Annotated in this window: 9 protein-coding genes; all 9 read left to right on the top strand. The window is 44.1% G+C overall.

What is annotated here, in order from left to right; genetic code table 11:
* Positions 1 to 20 precede the first annotated feature (20 nt).
* Positions 21 to 3,890: a family 78 glycoside hydrolase catalytic domain gene (locus VYM24_RS10995; RefSeq protein ID WP_299092967.1), complete on the top strand. Its 3,870-nt coding sequence runs from the start codon at positions 21 to 23 to the stop codon at positions 3,888 to 3,890.
* Between the two features lie 93 nt (positions 3,891 to 3,983).
* Positions 3,984 to 5,207 (top strand): DUF4861 domain-containing protein, encoded by a 1,224-nt coding sequence (locus tag VYM24_RS10990; protein WP_217714176.1) that lies wholly within the window; start codon positions 3,984 to 3,986, stop codon positions 5,205 to 5,207.
* Between the two features lie 16 nt (positions 5,208 to 5,223).
* Positions 5,224 to 6,906 carry a glycoside hydrolase family 43 protein gene (locus VYM24_RS10985; protein ID WP_330942129.1) on the top strand — a complete coding sequence of 561 codons (1,683 nt, stop codon included), beginning with the start codon at positions 5,224 to 5,226 and terminating at the stop codon, positions 6,904 to 6,906.
* A gap of 163 nt (positions 6,907 to 7,069) precedes the next feature.
* Positions 7,070 to 7,726, top strand: a complete 657-nt coding sequence (locus VYM24_RS10980) for an HAD family hydrolase (RefSeq protein ID WP_291551930.1) — start codon at positions 7,070 to 7,072, stop codon at positions 7,724 to 7,726.
* A 271-nt stretch (positions 7,727 to 7,997) separates the two neighbouring features.
* Complete coding sequence (locus VYM24_RS10975; protein ID WP_299092973.1) at positions 7,998 to 10,481, top strand: glycoside hydrolase family 95 protein; 2,484 nt, start codon at positions 7,998 to 8,000, stop codon at positions 10,479 to 10,481.
* Positions 10,482 to 10,774: 293 nt separating this feature from the next.
* Positions 10,775 to 14,020 carry a SusC/RagA family TonB-linked outer membrane protein gene (locus VYM24_RS10970; RefSeq protein WP_291551926.1) on the top strand — a complete coding sequence of 1,082 codons (3,246 nt, stop codon included), beginning with the start codon at positions 10,775 to 10,777 and terminating at the stop codon, positions 14,018 to 14,020.
* A gap of 22 nt (positions 14,021 to 14,042) precedes the next feature.
* On the top strand, positions 14,043 to 16,019 hold the full coding sequence (locus VYM24_RS10965; RefSeq protein ID WP_299092981.1) for a RagB/SusD family nutrient uptake outer membrane protein: 1,977 nt from the start codon (positions 14,043 to 14,045) through the stop codon (positions 16,017 to 16,019).
* 21 nt (positions 16,020 to 16,040) lie between these two features.
* The gene (locus VYM24_RS10960; protein WP_291551922.1) at positions 16,041 to 17,699 is read left to right on the top strand and encodes a DUF5123 domain-containing protein; all 1,659 of its coding nucleotides are present in this window, start codon (positions 16,041 to 16,043) and stop codon (positions 17,697 to 17,699) included.
* 199 nt (positions 17,700 to 17,898) lie between these two features.
* Entirely contained in the window at positions 17,899 to 19,308 is a 1,410-nt protein-coding gene (locus tag VYM24_RS10955; RefSeq protein ID WP_425286646.1) for a glycoside hydrolase family 140 protein, read from the top strand.
* Positions 19,309 to 19,457 lie beyond the last annotated feature (149 nt).

Raw genomic sequence — 19,457 nt, 5'->3', positions numbered from 1 at the left:
GTATATAATACCGCTGGTGTATGAAGAAAAAAGTAATCATATTGATCGCTCTGTGTTGTCTGTTTATCCAAGCAGCACAGAGCGATACTCTTTCCATAACAGACCTTCGCACGGAACAACTGACTAATCCTTTAGGTCTGGATACCCCTCAACCGCGTTTCAGCTGGCGGCTCCAAAGCGGGCAACGCAATGTGATGCAGACAACTTACCGCCTGTTCGTTGCATCCTCCCCGGAACTTCTAAGCAAAAATCGGGTAGACGTGTGGGATTCAGGCGAGGTACGCTCTGACGCGTCCATTTGGATAAGCTACCAAGGTCCCTTTTTACAACCCAACAAGCGCTATTATTGGAAAGTGCAGGTAACAACCGGTACAGGTGAGAGCGCTTGGAGCGAACCTGCTTTCTGGGGAATGGGACTGATGGGAGAAACACGTTGGAAAGGACGTTGGATTGGTATGGACAGACCTATGCCCTGGGATAGTGAAACCATGTTTTCACGCCTGTCCGCCCGGTATGTACGCAAAGAATTCAACCTCAGCAAAGCAATAAAAGAGGCAACCCTGCACATCAGCGGACTGGGAGTTTACGAATGCCTCATCAACGGCAAACGGGTCGGTGACCTTGTACTGGCTCCCGCTCCTACCGACTACCGGAAAACCGTACTTTACAACAGCTATGATGTAACAAGTCTGCTTCGCTCACAGGCGAATAATGCCATAGGTATTACGCTCGGAAACGGACGATACCACTTCATGCGCCAGAACTATCGCACTTATAAAATCCATAACTTCGGCTATCCAAAAGTCCGGATGAACCTGATCGTAGAATATACGGACGGTAGCCGGGAAACGATTGCCACAGATACGAACTGGAAACTGACAGCCGACGGTCCCATCCGCAGTAACAATGAGTTTGACGGTGAGGAATACGACGCCCGAAAAGAATTAGGAAGTTGGTCGGAAACCGGCTATGACGACAGTACATGGTTGCAGGCGGAACGCGTTTCCATACCTTCGGGATATCTGCGCGGACAAACCATACCGGGTATCAAGGTAGTGGAGAAGATTAATCCCCAAACCATCCGGAAATCAGCCAATGGCTATATCCTCGACATGGGGCAGAACATGGTAGGCTGGCTGCGCATCCGGGTAAAAGGAAATGCAGGCGACTCAGTGCGCCTGCGCTTTGCAGAAACCCTGCAACCGGATGGAGAACTATACACCGCCAACTTACGGTCCGCCAAAGTAACCGACCTTTATATCCTGAAAGGAGAAGGCATTGAAGAGTGGACTCCCCGCTTTGTATATCATGGCTTCCGCTATGTAGAAGTCAGCGAATTTCCGGGTACTCCTACCCTTGCCAACTTTACAGGCGAAGTTGTAAACGACGACATGCCTCTCACCGGAACATTTGAATGTGATAATCCTATCCTGAACCAATTAGTGAAGAATGCCTTCTGGGGAATTCGTGGTAATTATAAGGGAATACCGCTCGATTGCCCCCAGCGTGATGAACGCCAGCCTTGGCTGGGCGACCATACCAACGGCGCACTGGGTGAAAGTTTCTTGATGGAAAACGGTCCGCTATATGCCAAGTGGATGGACGATATCCGCGATGCGCAACGGGAAGACGGATGCATACCCGATGTAGTGCCAGCCTATTATTACTACTATACAGACAACGTGACCTGGCCGTCAACCTTCATTTTCATCAGTAATATGCTGTATGAACAATATGGAAACCCGGGAGCCATCTGCAAGCATTATCCCGCCATGAAGCAATGGATGGAGCACATCCGCACAGAATTCATGAACCAATCGCATATCATCACCCGAGACCGTTACGGCGATTGGTGTCTTCCACCCGAATCTCCCGAATTAATACATTCGAAAGACCCGGCCCGCATTACCGATGGTAAACTGATAGCAACCGCCTATTACTACAAGCTGCTGCAATATATGATAAAGTTTGCACAGCTTCAGTTAGATATGCCCCATACTCCTGATATTACCGGACAGCTGCACCACCAGCAGTTAGCTGAGGACATTCAAGAATATCGGGAACTGGCAGAACACGTAAAAGAAGGTTTCAACAAGACCTTCTGGAATCAGGAAAAACAATATTACAGCAATAATACCGTAACAGCCAACCTTCTCCCACTGGCATTCGACATGGTACCGGATACGGAAAAAGAAACCGTCGCCCGACAAATCATTCATAAAACGGTAGACTATTACAATGCCACCATTCAATGCGGAGTCATTGGCGTACAATGGCTGATGCGCGAACTTGTAAGAATGGGACGCACAGATGTAGCATACGTTCTGGCTACCCATACCAAATATCCCGGATGGGGATACATGGCGGCCAATGGAGCTACCACCATCTGGGAGTTATGGAACGGGAACACAGCTGATCCGGCCATGAACAGCGGCAACCATGTCATGTTACTGGGCGATTTCCTCCCCTATTGTTATCAACATCTGGCAGGTATCCGGAATGCCGCTCCCGGTTTCAAGGAAATTCGGATGAAACCTGCCTTCGAACTGGAAGAAGTAGGATTTATTCGTGCTTCTCACATCACACCTTATGGCAAAGTAACGAGTAACTGGTCACAAACAGCTACCGGGTATTCCTGGGAAATCAGTATACCTGCCAATAGTACGGCTACTATATGGCTGCCCAATGCAGATACCTCCTCCCTCACCGAAAACGGAAAGCCATTGAAGCAATCCGAAGGTTTGCAAATACTCCGCCAGGAAGACGGATACACAGTTTGTAAGATAGGTTCGGGGAACTATAACTTCCAGATTAAAAAGAACATATCATACGGAAAAGGAAGAAAAGGTCTGCTGGAGGATGACTTTATCTGTCGGAAGCCTACCTTCCCGGAGAGCCATGCGGCTACTATTGTAGAAGGACGTCGCGGAATTGTGACAGCCTGGTTCGGGGGAACCAAAGAGAAGAATCCCGATTGTTGCATTTGGGTTAGCCGCAAGACAAAAACAGGCTGGACAGAACCACAAATGGTAGCGGACGGTGTATTGGACGGAACCAAATACGCCTGCTGGAATCCCGTACTGACCGAAACACCGAAAGGAGAATTACAACTTTATTATAAAATAGGTGTGAATGTAGCCGGATGGAGTGGTCATGTCATTACTTCGAAAGACGGTGGAAAAACATGGAGCAAATCCCGGGCACTTCCCGAAGGCTTCCTTGGCCCCATCAAAAACAAGCCCGTATGGATCGGCAAGCGAATGATCTGCCCCAGCAGCACGGAAGATGAGAACGGTTGGCGGATTCATTTCGAAATCAGCGATGATGAAGGAAAGACCTGGCGAAAGATTGGTCCTATAACTGCTTCCGAGATTGTGGAAACAGATCAGGTAAAGTTCAGTAATCAGAAGCATAAAACCATACAAGTGATACAGCCCACCATCCTGACACATAAAGACGGAAGGTTGCAAGCCTTATGCCGTACTCAGAACAACGGCTCTGTCGCTACCACCTGGAGTGAAGACAACGGAGAAAGCTGGAGTCCGGTAACATTCATTGATTTGCCCAACAATAATTCCGGCATTGATGGAATCACGCTGAAAGACGGACGGCACTTGCTGGTATACAACCACTATCGCTACATCAAAGGAAAACGGAAAGAACGTACCCCTATCAATGTAGCAACCAGTGACGACGGCATACATTGGAAAGCGGCCATGGTATTGGAGGATTCGCCGATCAACCAATATTCATACCCCTCAGTCATTCAGGGTAAAGACGGAAAGGTACACATTGTTTATACCTGGAGGAGACAGCGCATCAAGTATGCCTGCCTCGATCCCCAACAGGTGGAAGTCACCTCTTTTGAGGAAGCCGGTTGGAAGGAATAACTCACAAAGGCGATAGTATTTATATCAAAATGGAAAAGGAATTAGGGTAGGTTTGCACTACTTTTGTAGCAAATTAGTTATATATTTAAAATCATGAAGAAAAATATCTTTACAGTATTGCTATTATTGTGCGGTCTTTCTGTCACAGCAGAAGCACAAGAAACCCAAAAGAGTTTCAAGGTGGAAGTAAGTAACACCTGGAATAAAGCAAAAGCGGACGAACCGGTAGTAATCAAACTCAGTGAAATCAATCCACAGTTCCGGGTACGTTCGGCAGTAGTCATGAACGGAAGCGAAGAAATACCTTCGCAACTGGATGACCTGAATGGCGACCTCCGTCCGGATGAACTTGCATTTGTCATTGACCTGCCTGCCAAGAGCAAGAAAACAGTGACCGTCACTCTGTCTTCCGCCAAAAGCGACAAGACTTATCCCGCCCGTGTATATGCCGAGATGCTGGTAAGCGACAAGCGAGGCAAGCATGTCCCCGTACATTCGGTAACCATTCCGGGAACCAGTAACATCTACAATCAGATGCATCACCACGGTCCGGCTTTCGAATCTGAACTGGTGGCTTATCGCCTGTACTTTGACAAGAAGCAAACAGTCGACATCTACGGCAAATTCAATAAAGGCTTTGAAATCAAAGAATCACAATTCTATCCCACCGACGAGCAACTGGCACGTGGCTTCGGTGACGATGTCCTGTTGGTAGGCGGCAGCTGCGGTTTAGGTGCGCTGAAAGGCTGGGACGGCAAGAAATCCACTCATATCGAACCTGTATCCACGCTTACCGAGCGCATCATTGCCTATGGTCCGGTACGCACCATTGCCGAAATAGAAGTGACTGACTGGCAATATCAAGGTTCGGAATTACGCATGACGAACCGCTACACCCTCTACGGCGGACACCGCGATGTGTTTGTTGAAACCTTCTTTGAAGAACCGTTGAAAGACGAAATCTTCTGTACCGGTGTAATAGACATCAAAGGCTCTGTATCTTACTCCGACCACAAAGGCCTGATAGGCTGCTGGGGAACAGACTGGCCCGTAAACGACACCGTGAAGTACGCTAAAGAAACCGTAGGACTGGGCACATACATTCCGCAAAAGTACGTAAAAGCCGAAGTAAAAGACAAGGCCAATTATCTGTACACCATCGGTGCCAAAGGCAGCAAATATTTCACCCACAATATCACATTCACTTCCATGAAAGAAACCTTCGGTTACAAAACTCCCGAAGCATGGTTCGCCTATATCCGCGAATGGAAAGAAGAGCTGGAACATCCGGCAGTGGTGAAAATAACTAATCACTAATAACTAAAAACGTATCATGAAAGCAAGAAAGACCTTGATGAGTCTATGCCTGTTGCTCGCTCTTCCGCTGGCAGCACAGCAGAAAAATTATGTTTCCGAGGTATGGGTAGCCGACCAGGGAAACGGTAAGTACAAGAATCCGGTACTCTATGCAGACTATTCCGACCCGGATGCCTGCCGTGTAGGAGACGATTACTACATGACATCTTCCAGTTTCAACTGTTTGCCCGGATTGCAGATACTCCACTCCAAAGATTTGGTGAACTGGACTATCATTGGCGCTGCCGTACCTTACGCTCTGCCCCCAATAGCAACTCCCGAACGTCCTGAACATGGTAACCGCGTATGGGCACCTGCCATCCGTCATCACAACGGTGAGTTTTACATCTTCTGGGGAGATCCCGACCAAGGCGCTTTCATGGTAAAAGCCAAAGATCCGAAAGGGCCGTGGACAGAGCCTGTACTGGTGAAGCCGGGTAAAGGCATCATCGACACTTGTCCGTTTTGGGACGAGGACGGCAAAGTGTATATGGTACATGCCTACGCAGGTAGCCGTGCCGAACTGAAGAGCGTAATCACCATTTGCGAACTGAACGCTGAAGCCACCAAGGCCATCACTCCGTCACGTATCGTATTCGACGGACATGAGGCGCACCAGACCTGTGAAGGACCCAAATTCTACAAGCGTAACGGATATTACTACATCTTCCATCCGGCAGGTGGTGTACCTACAGGTTGGCAGGTAGTGCTCCGTTCGAAGAATGTATACGGACCATACGAATGGAAAACCGTGCTTGCACAAGGTAATAGCCCTGTGAATGGCCCTCACCAGGGTGCATGGGTAGATACCCCAACCGGAGAAGACTGGTTCTTCCACTTCCAGGATGTAGGCGCTTATGGCCGATTGGTACACCTGCAACCCATGAAATGGGTGAATGACTGGCCCGTAATCGGTATCGACAAAGACGGTGACGGTTGTGGTGAACCTGTAATGACTTACAAGAAACCGAATGTAGGTAAGACCTATCCCATCTGCACTCCGCAGGAAAGTGACGAGTTCAACGGCTATACTTTGTCTCCGCAATGGCAGTGGCATGCCAATATCAACGAGAAGTGGGCATACTATGCAGGAGACCAAAGCATCGTACGCCTGTATTCTTACCCGGTAGTGAAAGAATACAAGAATCTGTTCGATGTTGCCAATCTGCTGTTGCAGAAGGCTCCGGCACCCAACTTCACTGCTACCATGAAACTGACTTTCAAGCCGGTAGATAAATACAAAGGCGAACGTACCGGATTGGTAGTGATGGGTATGGACTATGCCGGACTGATCCTGGAGAATACGGACAAAGGACTGGTTCTTTCGCAAGTATCCTGTCTGAAGGCAGACAAAGGCACACCGGAACAAGTAAACGGTACGGTAGACCTGACAGACAACACCATCTATCTGAAAGTAAAATTCAGCAGCGATGCCAACAAGAAGATTTCAAAGAGTGAAGGCGGACATGATCTGCTGGTTATGTGTGACTTCAGCTATAGTCTTGATGGAAAGAAATACCAGCCTCTTGGCAAGTCATTCCAGGCAAAAGAAGGAAAATGGATCGGTGTCAAGGTAGGTACTTTCTGTACCCGTCCTGCAATTACTACCAATGACGGTGGTTGGGCAGATGTAGACTGGTTCCGCATTACGAAGAAATAAGATTTTTCTAAGCGTGCAAGTTACGCGATAATACAGAGCCTCCGGATGTATAAGTGTATGACATCCGGGGGCTTTTTTCTATATAGAAATGAATCAACCCATTACAGATAGTTTGAACGAAATGCCGTATATTTGCGTTCATAAAGAAAAGAAAGTAAGAAAAATGAAGAAACTCGTGATTTTTGATTTAGACGGTACCCTCCTGAACACCATTGCCGACCTGGCACAAAGTACCAATCATGCATTAGCCGCCTTAGGATATCCCACACATGAAGAACAAGAGTACAACTTCATGGTTGGAAACGGCATCAACAAACTTTTTGAGCGTGCTCTGCCCGAAGGAGAAAAGACAGAAGAAAATGTCCTGCGCATACGAAAAGAATTTGTACCCTATTATGACCAGCATAATGCAGACAAAAGCCGCCCCTACCCCGGCATCACGGAACTTCTGACCGAGCTACAGGCCAAGGGACTGCAACTCGCAGTCGCTTCCAACAAATATCAAGCAGCTACAGAGAAACTTATTGCCCACTATTTTCCTACAATTCGTTTCATCGCCGTCTTCGGCCAACGTGAAGGGGTAAATGTAAAACCCGATCCCACCGTCATATACGATATCCTGAAAATAGCAAAGACAGCCAAAGAAGATGTTCTCTATGTAGGAGACTCCGGTGTGGACATGCAGACAGCTATCCATGCAGATATAACCTCCTGCGGAGTTACCTGGGGATTCCGCCCACGCGCTGAACTGGAAACCTTCCATCCTGACTACATTGTGGATAAAGCTGAGGAGATTATCGAGAGCGTCTTGAGATACTGATTTCAGCCTCTATTGCCTGAATCCTGCCACCGTGTTGGCAATGTAGTGCCAGTTAATTGGCAATGTCGTGCCAGCTAATTGGCAATGTCGTGCCAGCTAATTGGCAATGTTGTGCCACCGTGTTGGCAATGTCGTGTCAATTAACTGGCAAAAGATTGCATTAATAATCCCGCTGTATGCATCATTTTTACTCCTTTTTAAATAGATATTACCCCTGAAAGTGCCGAAAACGACCTAACCTTGCAATTGAAATACAAAAAAATGAAAAACAATGATGAAGAAATGGTTATCGACATGCTTTGCTGCAATCTGCATAAGCAGTAGCTTGCAGGCACAGCAGGAAAATGAAACTCTCAAATTATGGTACGATGGACCCGCCACACAATGGGTAGAAGCTCTGCCACTGGGCAACGGACGTATAGGCGCCATGGTCTTTGGCGACCCTGTACACGAACAATTCCAATTGAACGAAGAAACCGTATGGGGAGGTTCTCCTTACAACAACACCAATCCCAAAGCCAAAGATGCTTTACCACGGATCCGCCAACTCATCTTTGAGGGCAAGAATAAAGAGGCACAAGAGCTTTGCGGCCCCACCATCTGTTCGCCATCCGCCAACGGGATGCCTTATCAGACCGTAGGTTCCCTGCATCTTGATTTTGATGGAATCAGCAATTACAACGATTATTATCGTGATCTGGATATTGCAAAGGCAATAGCTACCACCCGCTTCACCACCAACGGAGTAACCTATACCCGTGAAGCCTATACTTCTTTCCCCGATCAGGTTCTGGTAATCCGCCTGACAGCTTCACAAAAGAAGAGCATCTCATTCACTGCAAAATATACCACGCCTTATAAAAGTAATGTGGTACGCAGCATCTCCCCCCGCAAAGAATTACAGTTGAACGGAAAAGCTAACGACCACGAAGGTATCGAAGGCAAAGTGGAATTCACCGCCCTCACCCGCATAGAGAACAGTGGCGGCAGTCTGGAAGCAACATCAGACAGCACCCTGCAAGTCAAAAATGCCAATAGCGTTACATTATACGTATCCATCGGCACCAACTTCGTAAACTATAAGGATGTATCGGGCAATGCACTCAGCACTGCACAGAAATATCTGAAACAGGTCAACAAGAACTATGCGAAGAGTAAGGCCGCCCATATCAATGCATATCAGAAGTACTTCAACCGGGTATCTCTGAACCTGGGGCGCAATGCTCAAGCCGACAAGCCGACAGATGTACGCGTCAAAGAGTTCAGTACAAGCTTCGATCCGCAAATGGCTGCTTTATACTTCCAATTCGGACGCTACCTGCTGATATGCAGTTCGCAACCCGGCGGGCAAGCCGCCAATCTGCAAGGTATCTGGAACTACCAGCTCCGTGCTCCTTGGGATGGCAAATATACTACTGATATCAATGTAGAAATGAACTACTGGCCTGCCGAAAGTACCTCCCTGCCCGAAATGCACGAACCTTTCCTGCAATTAGTAAAAGAAGCAGCCATACAAGGACGCGAAAGTGCCGCCATGTACGGTTGTCGTGGCTGGACATTGCATCACAATACGGATATCTGGCGCAGCACTGGTGCCGTAGACGGACCGAGCTACGGCGTATGGCCCACTTGTAACGCTTGGTTCTGCCAGCATCTGTGGGATCGTTACCTCTTCTCCGGCGACAAAAACTATCTAGCCGAAGTATACCCCCTGATGCGTGGTGCCTGCGAATTCTACCTCGATTTCCTGGTACGTGAACCCGAGAATAACTGGCTGGTAGTAACCCCCTCCTATTCTCCTGAAAACAGTCCCGTAGTAAATGGCAAACGTACATTTGTTGTAGTTGCCGGAACCACGATGGACAATCAGATGGTTTACGATTTATTCTACAATACGATTGCCGCTGCCGGTTTAATGAACGAAAGCCCCGCTTTCACCGACAGTTTACAGACTGTAGTTAACAATTTAGCCCCTATGCAGGTAGGCCGTTGGGGACAGTTACAGGAGTGGATGCACGACTGGGATAATCCCAAAGACCGTCATCGCCATGTTTCTCATCTCTGGGGTTTGTATCCGGGGCGCCAAATCAGTGCCTACAACTCTCCCATCCTGTTTGAAGCTGCCAAGAAGTCTTTAATAGGTCGTGGCGATCACTCTACCGGTTGGTCAATGGGTTGGAAAGTGTGCCTGTGGGCACGTCTGCTCGATGGTAACCATGCCTATAAACTGATAACCGAACAGTTGCACCCCACTACCGATGAAAAGGGACAAAACGGTGGTACTTATCCGAACCTGTTCGATGCACACCCGCCTTTCCAAATTGACGGTAACTTTGGCTGTTCTGCCGGTATTGCCGAAATGTTCGTTCAGAGCCATGACGGAGCTATCCATCTTCTTCCGGCATTGCCCGACGTATGGAAACAGGGAACATTGAAAGGTATCCGTTGCCGTGGCGGATTTACAGTGAAAGAGATGAAGTGGGAAAACGGAGAATTACAAACAGCCGTTATCACTTCCAATATTGGCGGTACACTCCGCATACGGACCCAGACTCCTTTGTATCTGAATGGGGAAAAATTGACTCCAAGTGTCCAAGAGGTATCTGACAACCCGCTATTGCAATCACAGAGCATCCGCAAACCACTGATTGCTGCCAATGCATCGGTTTGCATACCAGAATATGCACAGACTTATGTGTATGATATCGAAACAAATGCAGGAAACGAATACATTCTGACCGCAAGAAATCAATAAGAATAAATAGTAATCCAAACCATAGGAATACCGGCTAAAGTCAGTCGTCACTATGTTAAAACGTCAAGAGGGGAGCAATAAATTCCCCTCTTTTCTGTTATATAACATCATTTAGGTAACTCACAAAAACATTATAGACAGTAAATAACAAAAAATACCACCCTAAAAACAGATATTACACATATATATTTTCACATCCCTATACATTTGCAACAACGAATTAACAGTGTGCCCGAACACACTAACGAAAAAAATCATACTTAATTAATAACATGCAAAGAATGTCTAACAAAATGAAAAACATGCGCGCCGCGCTACTATTCTGTTTAGTAGCCGTGATATCGCTTAGCGTATCAGCGCAAAATGTAACCGTAAAAGGTACAGTGATGGACAAGTTGGGAGAAACCGTTATCGGTGCTTCCGTAGTACAAAAAGGAAATGCCAGCAATGGTGTGATAACCGACATTGACGGTAACTTTTCTATTAATGTTCCAGCAAATGCAACTTTAATCATTTCATACGTAGGTATGAAAACACAGGAAATCCCTTTAAAAGGACAAAAAACTGTGAATTTGGTTTTAGAAGATGATGCACAAGCACTGGAAGAAGTAGTAGTAATTGGTTATGGTACTACAAAGAAAAAAGACCTAACAGGGTCTGTAGCATCTGTAGGTGGAGAGACTTTAGCTAAAGTTCCAGTAACAAGTGCCGCTGAAGCACTAACTGGTCGTTTGGCAGGCGTACAAATTACCACTACTGATGGTTCTCCTGATGCCGAAATGATTATCCGTGTACGTGGTGGTGGTTCTGTTACCGGAGATAATTCTCCACTTTATATCGTTGACGGTTTTCCTGTTTCAAATATCAATGACGTAGCTCCGTCCGACATTGAGACTATTGATGTATTAAAGGATGCTTCTTCTACTGCGATTTATGGTTCTCAAGGTGCTAATGGTGTTGTCATCATCACAACCAAGAGTTCCAAAGGGGGTAAGACAAAAGTATCTTATAATGGCTACATGCAAAGTAAAAAGTTAGCTAAACGTAAAGATGTATTAGACAACTATGAATACGTATTGGCCAACTATGAATTAGCTGCTTTGGAAGGTGCAACCGCATTAAAGAATTTCGAAAAAAAATTCGGAGTATTTGAGGACTTATATTTATATAATAGTATAGAAGCTACCGATTGGCAAGATGACATGTTCGGTGCAGATGTTGTATCTCAATCTCATAATGTAAGTTTACAAGGAGGCAATGAAAAAACCAAATTCAGTTTAAGCCTGACATATCAGAAAGATGGCGGTTTGATGGTAAACAATGACTATAGCCGTATTACCGGTAACTTCAAGCTAAGCCATGAAATAGCAAAAAATTTAAAATTTGATTTCAACGCACGCTTATCTGATGCCACCACCAATGGATCAGGAACATCAGGCGGTACTTACAAAGTACGTACTTCGCAAGCTATCACCTCCCGTCCGATAAAAGGTTTGGAAGGATTTACTGAAATTGATCCGAGCCAATTGACAGATGAAGAGTATGAACAATGGGTTCGTGACAACATGACGCTGACCGAACAACAGCAACAATATTGGAAGAAAAAATATCAAAAAAGCTATAACTTCAATGCCGGTCTTACTTGGGAAGTTATCAAAGGATTAAATTTCCATGTAGAAGCCGGTTATGGTTGGGGATTCAATGAAACACAAAGCTGGTGGGGACACACAACATCAAATGCCTCGTACGTAGGCGGTCTTCCATTGGCCGATTGGACGAAAGCGAATACCAAGAAGTTACGTGAAGCCGCAACACTGACTTACGATTTCAATCTTAACAAAGACCACAAGTTCAATATCATGGTGGGACAAGAAATCAACAGTTCAATGGGTGACCAGAATTATATGAAAGCCGACCATTTCAGTAAAGATCTAACAGCCGAACAGGTATTTGCCAATTTCGGATTAGCAGATGGTACTTTGACAACAACCAGTAAGGTTAATGCCGATGATAACCTGGCATCATTCTTCGGACGTTTCAACTATAACTATAAAGACCGTTATTTGGTAACGTTCACTATGCGTGCCGATGGTTCTTCAAAGTTTGCTCCGGGTAACCAATGGGGCTATTTTCCGGCTGGTGCTTTGGCATGGCGAATTAACGAAGAACCATTTATGGAAGATACCAAAGACTGGTTGTCAAATCTGAAACTTCGCCTTTCTTATGGTACCGTAGGTAATAACCGTATTGCCAGTACCTTGTATATGATGACCTATGCCATTAATTCTGCAAAAGCCTATGGAATAGGTGATAAAATAAATAACTATTATTCTGCGACAAATACCCAATTAGCCAACCCCAATTTAAAATGGGAGACAACGATCACGCGTAATATCGGTTTAGATTTCGGATTGTTTAACGAGAAGATTTCAGGTACTATCGAAGCTTATTGGAATTCTGCCAAAGATTTATTGATTGAACGTAGTATTGTCGCACCAGGCTATAAAACGACAATGGAGAACACAGCTGAAACATCCAACAAAGGTGTCGAATTGAGTTTGAATGCTTTCATTCTTGAAAAAAAGAACTATAGTTTATCCGCTAATTTCAATATCGGTTACAACAAATCAAATGTTGAGAAAATAGCCAATGGACTAAACCAAATGGAATTTGCCTCCGGCTGGGCAGGTACAGATTTGAAAGGTTATAATGATTTTCTTGTAGAAGTCGGTAAACCTTTAGGACAAATTGTAGGATGGGTAACCGATGGCTATTATACTACCAATGACTTCAGTTCATACGATGAAGCCAGTAAAAAATACATTTTGAAAGATGGAGTTCCGAATATAGGTATGCTTGGCGGTAGAGCCGGCGTACGTCCTGGTACCATCAAATTCAAAGATTTAAATGACGATGGCGTAATCGATGATAAAGATCGTACTATTATCGGTAACTCGACTCCAAAAGTAACTGGTGGATTTGGTATAAATGGTACATTTTATGGATTTGATGCTTCTGTAATGTTCAATTTTGTAACAGGTAACGACATTTATAATGCTGAAAAAATAGCCTCTACCCAACAATACAGAACTAGCAATCCTAACCTGCTCAACATCATGAAGAGCAGTAATCGATATACATACATTGATAATGCAGGTAATTTAGTTACAGACTTGGTATCTTTAGCAGCCATGAATGAAGGAGCTAATGCAAAGGAATACTGGACTCCTTGGTCATTCGGTAATGCAGTAGCAATCCCCCATTCTTGGGCCATTGAAGATGGTTCGTTCCTACGTTTACAAAACATCACAGTAGGATATACACTCCCTAAACAACTTACCAAAAAATTCGCATGCGAGCAATTTCGTGTTTACTGCACTCTAAACAATGTCTATGTTTGGACTAATTATTCAGGATACGATCCAGAAGTTAGCTCTTCTATTCGCGGAAACAAAGCCAGCGGTTTAACCTCAGGTGTCGACTACTCTTGTTATCCGAAAAGTTTCTCTTGGACATTAGGCGTAAATTTAACTTTCTAAATCTAAATAATTAACTAAGAATATGAAACTAAATAAATATATACTAGCAACATTGATTGGGACGACCACACTAATCTCTTGCAACGATTTCCTAGAAGTGGATTCTCCCTCACAATTTGATACGAATTATGTTTTCAACACAGAAAGCGATGCTTTAAAAGTGTTGTTGGGAGCCTATGTGGAATTTAATCAAGACCCTTTCTCTTCTCGTATGGCTAACGTATGGGCACAAAATACTGATGTTGAATGTATCGCTCCGGGAGACAAACCCGATGGTAGTCGTCGTGACGTATGGTCATTACAAGGCGGATTATTGGAAAACTTTGGTGATATCAAAAAAGCCTGGGATAGTAATTATTTAGCCATCGACCGTGCAAATCAAGTGATTGAAGGATTGACTGGTAAGACATCTACAGGTATGAAGGCATTGTTAGCTGAAGCTCATTGTTTGCGTGCGCATCGCTATTGGATGCTCTGTAATATGTGGGGAGATGTTCCATACTTTGCAGAATCCGCAAAAGCAGGTATGGAACTTGACTTACCGAAAACAGACAAAAATATCATCTTCAGTAGAGAAATCCAAGCATTGGTTAATAACGAAGAGAACATGCAGTTTTCTGACGTACACGAAGCCGGTGTAGAGCGTATGAATCGTGATTTTGCACTTGGACTGATTGCCCGCTTAGCATTATACCGTGCCGGATACGGAATGACTGCAGATGGTACAATGAAATGCGCAGAAGATTATTTGGACGTTACAAGTGAAGACCTGACTGTAACTTATACAATTAACGGTACAGAAAAAAAAGCAAGTACTTCTGCTGAATATTATGAATTAGCTAAAGATTACTGTCAAAAACTGATAAGTTTAAAAGACCGTGACTTAAATCCTAATTTCAAAGATGTTTTCCAAAAACAATGTGAGTTTGTTACTACGCCAGGTGGTGAGATTTTATATGAGGTTGCGCATGTTGAAGGCAACGGAGGAGATGTTGCATGGTGTATCGGTCAGGTAGTAACAGGTGGTTCCAAAGGTAAAACTACTATTCAAGTAAATCTTAGCCCTGCCTATTATTGCTCTTTTGACGACCAAGATCTTCGTCGAGATGTAACTTGTACATTTGTGAAATACACAAACGACAATTACCAAGAAGTAGATGCTATCACTTCCATTGCCGTAGGCAAATGGAGCCGTATGATGATGACTAGTAATCCAGGAGCTGATTCTTCCAAAGGTACTGGTGTAAACTGGCCGTTAATGCGTTATTCTGATGTACTACTCATGTTAGCAGAAGCGGAGAATGCTTTGAATGGCCCTACGGAACTTGCTAAAGCACAATTGAAAAAAGTTCGCGCACGTGCATTCGCCGCTGAAAATCATCCTCAAAAAGTCGAAAATTATGTGAATAGCCTTAATAGCAAAGAAGCATTCTTCAATGCTATCGTTGATGAACGTGCATGGGAACTTGGAGGTGAGGCTTTGCGCAAATACGATTTAGTACGTTGGAATATTTATGGTTCAAAAATTGTAAAAACCAAAGATATTTTGACCCAAATGGGACGTTCTTCCGTTGCTGAGTTTCAGGATGAACCGGGTGTTCAACCTTACTTGAATTTAGCAAGAAAACTTTATTATACAAGGACAAAGGGTATCATATCATTTTTGAATGACAAATATGCATTAGCACCGGAAGAAGAGCCTACAGAGACCGTAAAACCAGAAGATTTGGATAAGGAAGAAAATATAGGTAAATATGCAACCTCAGACTTTACATCTTCTCTAATCAAGGCTCTTACAGCAAAAGATCCAGTTACGGGTGAAGAAGTAAAAACCGGTGAATACGAACCTGCCGCTTACATTGTCAATTGTTATAGAGGATACACTGATCCAGCTGGTCAGGCAGCTGTTCCATATCTACTGCCAATAGGTGCAGAAACAGTTGCCAACAGTAATGTACTCAACAACGAAGGATATGGCCTCGTTAGAACTTCCAACTAATCAATTTTAATTAAGAAAATTATGAAACACATATTTAATATTAAGACTTTATTACTTTCGCTCATATTGGGTGTAGGTACACTCGTTACAAGTTGTAATGATGATGATGACGTAATGAAGGCAGATGCACTGTTCCGCCCTATTATTGGTGAAACCACAATAGGCGGTCAATGGATTGAACTGGAATGGGATCGTTATACAGGTGCGGAACGCTATATCTTAACCTTAGCAGGAAAGGCTGTAGGACAAACGGATAGTTTAAAGATGGAAGTGGAAACAGATACCACATTCTATCGTTTTGAAGGGCTAGAGTACGATACGGATTATTTGATAAAAATCAAGTCTGTCGGCAATGGTTTGGAATCTAAATATTATGTGGTTCCCACTATTACCACTACTGATTATCCAACGAAACTTAAAGGGGTACAAGCTATTGACAATAAAGCCTTAGTGAGTTGGGAAAATGCCGATTATACTACATTGAATCTTGTACAAGTAGTTATCCCCGAAGGAAGTACACAATCAGAAGAAGTTGAAATATCAAATCACACTCTAACTGATGAAGAACAAGTTAGCCGACAAGTCGTCTTTGACGATTTAGAGCCAAGTTGCAATTATATTGTACGTGCTTATACTAATGGCACATATCAAGGAAAAAAGGTTTTCAACACCGCTGATCCCGAAACTTTCGAAGGTGTAGTTGTTAATTTACGCGATATTCCGGAAGAAGAGGCCTATGGGACGTTAACCAGTAGCTTCTACGAAAACCTTGTTGCAGAAAATCCTGATCAAGATATCACGATTGTATTGGCTGGAGGGCAAAAATATGAAATGACAGGGCTAAAATTGCCAGCAACTAACGGAACTATCAAGTTGATAACCGGATTAAGTTTGAGAGGCAATGCTATTATGGAAGTTGCAGGTAACTATGATATTGCCGGTAATGTAGGTGGATTCATAGGTGAGAAAATATCATTCATCGATCATGCTAATGCACCTAAAACCGGCAGTAATTTTGGCGGAACTTATTTATTCAACCTTTCAGTATCAGATACCCAAATCGGTACTATGAAATTTGTTAATTGCGACATTAAGTATAAACGTGGTATTTGTCGAATCAAAACAGGTGCTGATATCGACAACTTCATTATCGAAAATTGTGTTATAGATTCAATAGGCGGATACGGCGTTACGAATCCTGACAATGGAGATGCAGACATCTTAAATATCAAAGTGACTAACTCCACATTCTCACACTGCGAGAAACTGTTTGTTTCAACCAAACCGTCTACCAAATTAATTAATTCATTCCATGCAGAGAACTGTACGTTCGCTTATAACATGAAAGCTGGTAACAATTACATGTTTGATTTTAACAAAATGAAGTTTAATAATGATCCTACATTAAAAAATTGTATTTTCGGCCCTGGAGGCCATAAGGGCGAGGCCGGTGCCATCAGTGGTTATAGAGGAGAAGGATCACTGATAGTAGACAATTGCTTTGCAACAAAGGATATAGCATGGTATATAGCAGAAGGATCAGATGTCCCAAGCGCTCCTATCGAAATGGATTCTACAGGTGCAGATACGAATGGTACATTTGAGAACGCTGCAAGCAGTAACTTCAAACTACTTATTAATGATTTAAAGAATGTAGTCGGTGACCCACGTTGGTGGTAATCATACAATCAGCTAGAGAATTGCTGTAAGCAATCAATCTAAAATTAAGAGAAGCTAAGCTCAAGTTCATCTTGATATAGCTTCTCTTTTTACACTCAATTATAGCAATTTCCATATCCTATTATTATATCCCCTCAAGTTTGATCTGCAAAACTGGGCTAAACGACGAGAATAGCTTAAATAATTAGATTTAGAAGATATGAAGAAAATATTATTCTATTTATCATTTATGTGCGTGTGCCTCCAGGCATTACCGCAACGCCAATATCTCCCTTGGGAGAATGGTCTACTGCAAGTTTCAGAGAACTCCCGCTACCTTCAGCATACGAATGGCTCTCCCTTCTTCTGGCTCGGAGATACCGGTTGGCTGCTTCCCGAAAGGTTGAACCGGGATGAAGCGGAATACTATCTTGAACAATGCAGACAAGCAGGCTTCAACGTAGTACAGGTACAAACTATCAACGGGGTACCTGCCATGAACTTTTATGGACAATCATCTATGCCGAATGGATTTGATTTCTCCAATATCAACCGACCGGGTATATATGGATATTGGGATCATATGGACTTTATCATCGATGCCGCCGCCCGCAGAGGGATTTATATCGGTATGGTCTGCATCTGGGGCGGGCTGGTAAAAAGTGGAAAAATGAATGTGGAAGAAGCCAAGGCTTATGGTACTTTTCTCGCCAACCGTTACAAAGATCGCCCCAACATCATCTGGATGATTGGCGGAGATATCTATGGAAACATCAAAACCGAAGTCTGGAATATGCTTACCAACACCATTAAATCCATTGATAAGAACCATCTCATGACTTTCCATCCTTTCGGAAGGACACTCTCGGCAGAATGGTTCAACGATGCCCCCTGGCTGGATTTCAATATGTTCCAAAGTGGACACCGCCGCTACGGACAAAGCAAAGATGACAAAAAAACACTGTTACCACAAGGCACAGAAGAAGACAACTGGCGATATGTGGAACATAGTCTTGCTCAAAAACCACTACGTCCGGTTATTGATGGAGAGCCGTCTTATGAGGCCATTCCCCAAGGACTTCACGACCCTAAGGAAGGTTTCTGGAAAGACAGCGATGTACGCAGATATGCTTACTGGTCGGTTTTTGCCGGTTCATTCGGCCATACGTACGGTCATAGCTCCATCATGCAATTCCTAAAGCCGGGAGTTAATCCAGCCTACGGTGCTACCAAATTATGGTATGAAGCCCTGAAAGATCCCGGATTCAACCAGATGCAATATTTGAAAAAACTGATACTTGCTTTTCCCTTCTTTGAAAGAGTAGCCGACCAGAGTTGCATAGCCGGCGATAACGGCACAAAGTATGAACGTCTCATTGCAACACGTGGCAACGACTATATGTTAGTGTACAACTATACCGGACGCCCCATGCAAATAAACCTCAGCAAGATTCATGGAAAGACTAAAAAGGCTTGGTGGTATTCACCACGCAATGCAGAGCTATCTTATATCGGTGAGTTTAGTTCAAAAGTAGAAACGTTCCAGCCTGAAGGCGGTCATTCAAACGGCAATGACTGGATACTCATCCTAACAGACGGAACTCGGAAGTATATAGAAGCATTGCAATAGATAGTTTTAATAAAAACAAGAGGATGTCCCTGGAGACATCCTCTTAACCCTAACCAGTCATAATTTCTTGAATTCAAGTAATTATCATCTTCTTAGCTTTACGACACGGGCAAAAGTATATAGAAAATACAAAATGTAACTCCATAAAT

The organism is Bacteroides sp. MSB163, assembly GCF_036416795.1.
GTDB classification, from domain to species: domain Bacteria; phylum Bacteroidota; class Bacteroidia; order Bacteroidales; family Bacteroidaceae; genus Bacteroides; species Bacteroides maternus.
Note: the sequence above shows the minus strand (reverse complement) of the source record. Positions and strands in the feature narration are given on the sequence as shown.